The organism is Pseudomonas sp. NBRC 111127 (genome assembly GCF_001320345.1).
GTDB classification, from domain to species: domain Bacteria; phylum Pseudomonadota; class Gammaproteobacteria; order Pseudomonadales; family Pseudomonadaceae; genus Aquipseudomonas; species Aquipseudomonas juntendi.
The window spans coordinates 1-5264 of record NZ_BCBD01000237.1 but is presented as its reverse complement, the minus strand read 5'-3'; the positions used below and the strand labels follow the sequence as shown (position 1 = coordinate 5264).

At 64.2% G+C, this 5264-nt stretch carries 5 protein-coding genes and 1 pseudogene; 5 read left to right on the top strand and 1 reads right to left on the bottom strand.

Translation table 11 applies throughout. From position 1 onward, the window contains the following. Positions 1-531 (bottom strand): annotated as a pseudogene (locus APH30_RS25925) (AraC family transcriptional regulator); the annotation flags it as partial. Positions 532-704: 173 nt separating this feature from the next. Between APH30_RS25925 and APH30_RS25920 the strand changes: the two are divergent. The 5 genes from APH30_RS25920 to tadA all read left to right on the top strand — a co-directional run bounded on the left by APH30_RS25920 (position 705) and on the right by tadA (position 5241). After that, positions 705-1139, top strand: a complete 435-nt coding sequence (locus tag APH30_RS25920; protein ID WP_054881723.1) for a hypothetical protein — start codon at positions 705-707, stop codon at positions 1137-1139. Between the two features lie 19 nt (positions 1140-1158). Continuing rightward, positions 1159-1818, top strand: coding sequence for a hypothetical protein (locus APH30_RS25915; protein WP_054890221.1), 660 nt, complete (start codon positions 1159-1161; stop codon positions 1816-1818). Between the two features lie 12 nt (positions 1819-1830). After that, a complete protein-coding gene (locus tag APH30_RS25910) occupies positions 1831-3276 on the top strand; it encodes a M48 family metallopeptidase (protein ID WP_054914130.1) in 1446 nt (481 codons plus the stop codon). 103 nt (positions 3277-3379) lie between these two features. Beyond that, positions 3380-4762: a multicopper oxidase family protein gene (locus tag APH30_RS25905; protein ID WP_054890219.1), complete on the top strand. Its 1383-nt coding sequence runs from the start codon at positions 3380-3382 to the stop codon at positions 4760-4762. Next, positions 4762-5241 (top strand): tRNA adenosine(34) deaminase TadA, encoded by a 480-nt coding sequence (gene tadA / locus APH30_RS25900; RefSeq protein WP_029885514.1) that lies wholly within the window; start codon positions 4762-4764, stop codon positions 5239-5241. Before APH30_RS25905 ends, tadA begins: the two co-directional genes overlap by 1 nt. The last annotated feature ends 23 nt before the right edge of the window (positions 5242-5264 follow it).

Sequence of the window (5264 nt, the reverse complement as noted above, 5' to 3'; positions counted from 1 at the left end):
GGTATAGGGTGACAGGTACAGCTGCTGCAGCAAGCGGCTGACGGCGGGGCATTGGGGGAGTTGATCGAAGCGCATGCCGTCTGCGGTCAAGGCCAGCAGGGGTAGCAATTGCGCATCGTCCCGCGCCAGCTCATGCAGGTAGTCGCCGGCAATGCGCACGCCAGCCATGCGCGCATGGCTGTCTGCAGGCAACTGGTCCTGCGCTTCCAGGCTTTCGCCCAGGCCCAGCAGGTGCAAGTGGCCGGGGGCGTAATGGTTGAGCGTGCCGTCGACCTTGTGCTGCCAGGCACCGTCGAACACGTGGACGACGCACAGGCTTTGCGGCAGCAGTTTGTCGATTTGCAACGGTTCGGGAAACTGCAGGTTGCAATCGAAGTACTGCAGCCCCGCGTGCACGGTCTGCGCCCGATAATGCCCGGTTGCACGCCCCATGATCTGCGCCTTGCCGCTGTCCAGCACGCCGGCGTCGGCGAGCGAGCCGGGGCTGTCGAAGGAAAAGGAGGTGTCCAGGTAGGGGCTGGTCGATCGCATGGGCGCTACGTCCTTGGTTGGCGGCGGCATGAGCGTAAATGGTAACGCGCGCACATTTTTGGCAACAGCCATTGTGCGCGGCGGCCCATCTTTTGTGCGAACCGGCCACAGGGGTTGGCAGTGCCGGCGTAGCTGTCTTCAATGATCGATCGTTTCGCATCATGGTGGAAAAAATGTTCGCTTATCGAAAATGGGCTGCCTTGCTGGTGGCATCGCTCACGCTTTGGCTAGGCCAGGCACACGCCGAACAACGGCCTGCAGTAGCCGAACAGGTCAAGGCCTATATGGGCACCGAGGGCGTCAAGGTATGGACGCTGCGCATTGGCGAGCGGGCCGCCAATGAGGCGCTGGTCCAGGTCGAAGGCGTCGATCACGACTGGAACATGCGCATTCAGAAAATGCAGGTCGAGAAAACCGCCAAGGACACCCGCTACTGGACGACGGTCGATGGCAACAAGTTTGTCGTGTTGATCGTGCAGGGCGGCTGGGGCGGCGAGCTCTACCTGCCGGGTGAGCCGCAACCGTTGCCGGTTGGCTACTCCGAGGGGCTGTCGCGCCAAGGTGATGCGCAGGCTTTTCTGACCGACTATCTGGCCAAGCAGCAGTGAACGGGGAGCACATCTGATCATGGCTAAACCCGACGATCCGCTGGCCGACCTTTCCGGCGCGCTTGGCGAAGACTATGAGCAAGCCCGTGCCGCCCAGCGCGAGCGGGTGGTTGCCGAACTCAAACAGGTAATCGAGCGCGTCCCGGAGCAAAGCGAATTTACCAACTCCCGGCGTTACAAGGTCTGGGGGCCGATACTGCTGGTGGGCGCCCTGATTCTGCTGGTCACCACGTTCAACCCGCAACGCCTGGGCGCGGTCGCACTGGTGCTGTTCGTGGTGTGCATGGCGGCCGCGGTGACCTGGCAGCACCGCAACGCGGGCACCAAGGTGTTCATGCGCCTGACTCGCCGACAGCTGTTCGTCGATACCCTGGACGCCCCTGTCGACATGGCTGAAGTCGAGGACATCGCGGTAAAGGACGAAGGCCTGGTCATGGTGCAGACGCTTGAGATGAGCAGCGAAGCTGCGCTGCCTAAGCATCGCGTGGTCAAGCTGCAGTTTTTCGGAAACCAGGCGATGGCCCTGAAAAAGCCGCGACCGCAGATTCGCATCATGTCTGCCGGCCTGGCCTTGAAGGGTCGCAAACTGGGGAACGACGAAGTGCTCGAGCTGTTGGCGGCCTACCGCAATGCGGCCCATGCCCAACGGCAACTGGAGTTGATGCAGGTAGATGTATAGCGGGGCGCTGCAATGAGGCGCCTGGGTTGGGGCCTGGTCATGCTGCTGTTGCCGTTGCTGCTGGTCGGCTGGGGCGGCGTGCAGCAATGGCGGGCCGAGACGGCGCAAGAGCAGGCGGGGATCATCCGGCAGTGGCTGGCAACGCCCAGCGAGGACTTGTTGCGCACACTGCCTTGGGCGGCGCGCAAGGAACTGGCAGGGCGCCTGGACACGCGTGAAGTGCTGCAACGGCAGTTGGATGAGCTCGATACCGACCGCCACTGGCTTAGCGTGCGTAGAACGCTGGCCGGTGTCGGCGGCTGGCTGGCATGGGGCGCGCTGGTCGCTGGCATCGGCGCTTGGCTCAGGCTCAGGTACGACGCTTGGCGGGCCTTGCGCTCGGCGCATTACCTGCACCAGCGCATGACCGCCAGCTGGCGGGTGCTGGGGCGTTGGCTAAGCGTCTACATGGGGCTGCTGGCTGGCTCGTTGGGCCTTCTGCTGCTGTATGAAGTCAGCGCTGGCTTCAGCCATGCGGCACAGGGCGGGGTTACCGTGCTGATCGTGGTGCTGCCGCTAGCGTCATTACTGCTCGTGTGCCTGCGTACCGCCTGGCGAATGCGCCAGCAATGGCCGCGCATCGGGGCGTCGAAGGCGAGCTTTCTCGGTCGACAGCTTCACCGGCAGGGGGCTCCGGCGCTCTGGCAATGGGTTGAGCGCCTGGCCACGCAGTTGCGTGCGCCAGTACCGGACAATATCGTGGTCGGCATCGACCAAAGCTTTTTCGTCACCAGCGTTCCAGTCGTGCTGCAGCCCTGTCAGTCGGTACTCGATGGCCGAACCTTGTACCTGTCGTTACCGTGTCTCGGCGCCTTGAGCCAGCGGGAAGCCGCCGCAATCATTGGCCATGAGCTTGGCCATTTTCGCAGCCGCGACACGGAGCAGGGCAGTGCGACCAACGCACGCTTCAGCTTGATGTGCGCCCAGTTCTCTACCCTGGTCGACGCTGAGCGCGGCGCCGCCTGGGTCGCTCGCCCGGTGGTATGGGCAGCTGGCCAGTTCCTGCACCATTTTCAGGTCGCGGTCCATCACTGGGGGCGTGAGCAGGAATTGCTGGCTGACCGGGCCGGTGCCGAAGTGGCCGGACCGGAGCTGTTCATGCAGGCGTTGTTGCGGGCGATCGCCCTGGGCGGCGTGGTCGATGCCTTGCTGCACGAGTACGGCGGCCAAGGCCTGCTGGCAGCGCTGCCCCGGCATTTGCAGCGCGTGCCGTTGCGCCTGGATGAAGACGTGCTGGGCCTGACCATGCCCCATCCATTCGACTCCCATCCGCCACTGGCTGCGCGCCTCGACAACCTTCGCGTCAGGCTGGACGGTGCACTGCTGCAGGCTGCCATGCGCCAACCTGGCGACCATGACCGGCAGTGGTTCAATCAGTTGTGTGGCGGCGCCGTGGAAGCGGAACGCCAGGGTCTCTAGAGACTTCACTTAATATTTCCCATTTGCAGGTGTATCGTATTCGCCCTTCATCGTCAGCCGAGGCTGGCAGCTTGATCGCACCGAACACGAGGTACCCGCACCGATGTCCTTCACCCGTCGACAAATGCTCAAGGGCCTGACCGGCCTGGTTGTGGTTGGCCTGGGCGCCGGTGGCGCGGCGCGTTACTGGCTGGGCAAGGTCGAGGACGACAACGCCGGCCATGACTACGAGCTGATCGCCGCGCCGCTTGACGTCGAGCTGGTGCCGGGCTTCAAGACCGAGGCCTGGGCGTTCGGGCCGTCAGCACCGGGCACCGAATTGCGTGTGCGCCAAGGCACTTGGCTGCGGGTGCGCTTCATCAACCACCTGCCGGTGGAAACCACCATCCACTGGCACGGTATCCGCCTGCCGCTGGAAATGGACGGCGTGCCTTATGTGTCGCAACTGCCGGTCAAGCCAGGCGAGTACTTCGACTACAAGTTCCGCGTACCGGATGCGGGCAGCTATTGGTATCACCCTCATGTCAGCAGTTCCGAAGAGCTGGGCCGTGGCCTGGTCGGCCCGCTGATCGTCGAGGAGCGCGAGCCCACCGGCTTCCGGCATGAGCGCACACTCAGCCTGAAGAACTGGCACGTGGACGAGGAGGGTGGCTGGCTGCCGTTCAGTATCCCGCGCGAGGCCGCGCGCAACGGCACCGCCGGGCGCCTGATCACCATCAATGGCCAGGCCGACGCGGTCACCGAACTGCCGGCCGGGCAGGTGGTGCGCGTGCGACTGCTGAACCTGGACAACACCTGGACTTACCGGGTGAACCTCAAGGGCAACTGCGAGGCCCGGATCTACGCGCTCGATGGTAACCCGGTGACCCCTCGCCCCCTGGAGGACGAGTACTGGCTCGGCCCTGGCATGCGCATCTGCCTGGCTATCCGCATTCCCCAGGCGGGGGAGGAAATTTCCCTGCGCGATGGCTTCGTGCGCTTGGGCACCCTGCGCTCGGTGGCCAGTACCGATGCCCCGGGGGACTGGCCGCCAGCGCTGCCGGCCAACCCGATAGCCGAACCGGACCTGGAGAATGCCGAAAAGCTCAACTTCAATTTCGAATGGGCGGCCAAGGTTTCGGTCACTTCCGACCAGGACAAGCCACCGAGCCTTTGGCAAATCAACGGCCAAGCCTGGGACATCACCGACAAGACCTGCGCCGACCGCCCCATCGCCACGCTGCAAAAAGGCAAGAGCTACATCTTCGAGTTGAAGAACATGACCCAGTACCAGCACCCGATCCACCTGCATGGCATGAGTTTCAAGGTGATCGCCTCCAACCGGCACGACATCAAGGAACCGTGGTTCACCGACACCTACCTGCTGGGCAAGAACGAGCGCGCGCAGGTGGCCCTGGTGGCGGATAACCCGGGCACCTGGATGTTCCACTGCCACGTCATCGACCACATGGAAACCGGCCTGATGGCCGCTATCGCGGTGGTGTGATGCGCCCGCAGATCATCGATCGCAGCCGCGATCAGGAATTCATGCGCCTGGCGTTGTCCCTGGCAGCCGAGGGTGCAGCGCTGGGCGAGGTACCGGTGGGGGCCGTGCTGGTGCAGCATGGCCAGGTGATTGGCCAGGGTTTCAACCGGCCGATCATCGACAGCGACCCCAGTGCCCATGCCGAGATGGTGGCGATTCGGGCGGCGGCCAAGGCGGCCAGCAACTACCGCCTGCCAGGCAGCACCCTGTACGTCACGCTGGAACCGTGCAGCATGTGTGCAGGCCTGATCGTACATTCACGGGTGATGCGGGTGGTGTTTGGCGCGCTGGAGCCCAAGGCGGGGATCGTGCAAAGCCAGGGGCAGTTCTTCGGCCAGGGCTTTCTCAACCACCGGGTGATGGTAGAGGGCGGGGTGCTGGCGCAGGAGTGTGGGCAGATCCTCAGCGACTTCTTCAAGGCCCGCCGGGCCAAGGGCTAGCCTGGGCCGGCCTGTTCGCGGGC

Bases quoted from the DNA above. Each gene is read 5' to 3' on its own strand.
- APH30_RS25915 (WP_054890221.1), top strand. From the start codon at position 1,159: ATGGCTAAACCCGACGATCCGCTGGCCGACCTTTCCGGCGCGCTTGGC.
- APH30_RS25910 (WP_054914130.1), top strand. From the start codon at position 1,831: ATGAGGCGCCTGGGTTGGGGCCTGGTCATGCTGCTGTTGCCGTTGCTG.
- APH30_RS25905 (WP_054890219.1), top strand. From the start codon at position 3,380: ATGTCCTTCACCCGTCGACAAATGCTCAAGGGCCTGACCGGCCTGGTT.
- tadA (WP_029885514.1), top strand. From the start codon at position 4,762: ATGCGCCCGCAGATCATCGATCGCAGCCGCGATCAGGAATTCATGCGC.
- APH30_RS25920 (WP_054881723.1), top strand. From the start codon at position 705: ATGTTCGCTTATCGAAAATGGGCTGCCTTGCTGGTGGCATCGCTCACG.